Genomic DNA, 1,076 nt, shown 5'->3' with positions numbered 1-1,076 from the left:
TGAGTTTTTTAACCACCGATAAACTCCTCTCGAGAACCTAATGTGTACACTTCAAGCACTAATTTCGCTTTTGGATATTCTTCTACTTTGTAACTGAAGCTACGCCAAAAATAGCTGGCAGGTAAGCTCTCTAACTTGTTTAAGTAGTTGGCGATAGAAAAGTAGTCACCAGTTAGCTCCATGCGTACTGGGTGTACGTAGTAGCCAGAGTATTGTGATGCTTCTTTATCTTCTGTGATCGGCTCAGATGGCAGAGTCTGCAATGACACCAAGTGAATGCCACTTTGCTGCTCTAATACGCTCTCTAATACGCCCGCCATTTGTGAAGGCGTTACCAAGTGTTCAATAATTTGCGACAACTGCATCGAAAGATGCTGACTTTCCGTCAACAGGTTGGAAATTTCCAAATCAATATCTGCGTTTGGATCTTTCTTCAATTGAGCCTTAACACGTAAAATATCAATTTCTGTTTTTTGGTTTGACTGCTTTAAGTTACTCAGCTGTCTTTCATTATTTGAGATCTGATTGAGCTTAGGTTCTAGCACCAACGTAAACAGCAACATAACTACAGTCACGAGGCCGCACAGCGCCACCAGCATTTTCTCGCGCGCGCTCATGTCTCCAAAGCGCTCTTCTAATGAGCTCCAGAATTCGTTCATTTCTCTTTATCCTCGCGCGTTTTCAACTCAAACGTCACTATGTCTTTCTCATTGCGACCGATTTTCACGTCGTCAAATGTTCGCCCAACAAGACTGATCTCATTCTTGAACTGGCTTACCCAACTCGGCACTGAACTCGGAGCTTTCGCTAAGCCTTTTAAATCCAAGGTGTTGTTGTTGATGCGAATTTCGGATAAAGAGATTTCTTGGTTGCCCAATTTTGCTAATGACTGCATCACACCTGAGTAACCCGTGCGTTGCGAATCATCGTACTTGCCCACCGCTTTCAAGGAATCTCGCTTAGCTTTGACTTCACGCTCTAGACGCGCTTTGGCCGCTAACTTATTTGGATCAGGTTGATGCTTACGCAGCTTCACTTGGTAGTAATCTAAGTCAGACTTAAGAATATCACCCTTG

2 protein-coding genes are annotated in these 1,076 nt (G+C 43.5%); both read right to left on the bottom strand.

The genetic code is table 11. The features are described from left to right. Positions 1-8: 8 nt before the first annotated feature. On the bottom strand, positions 9-659 hold the full coding sequence (gene gspM, locus R7M72_RS25760) for a type II secretion system protein GspM (RefSeq protein ID WP_020841336.1): 651 nt from the start codon (positions 657-659) through the stop codon (positions 9-11). After that, on the bottom strand, positions 656-1,076 hold a 421-nt coding region (locus R7M72_RS25755; protein ID WP_411913732.1), incomplete at its 5' end, for a PilN domain-containing protein. The genes gspM and R7M72_RS25755, both read right to left, overlap by 4 nt.

Source organism: Vibrio sp. YT-18 (assembly GCF_033337345.1).
GTDB classification, from domain to species: Bacteria; Pseudomonadota; Gammaproteobacteria; order Enterobacterales; family Vibrionaceae; genus Vibrio; species Vibrio alginolyticus.
This window is presented reverse-complemented; position numbering and strand designations above follow the sequence as displayed.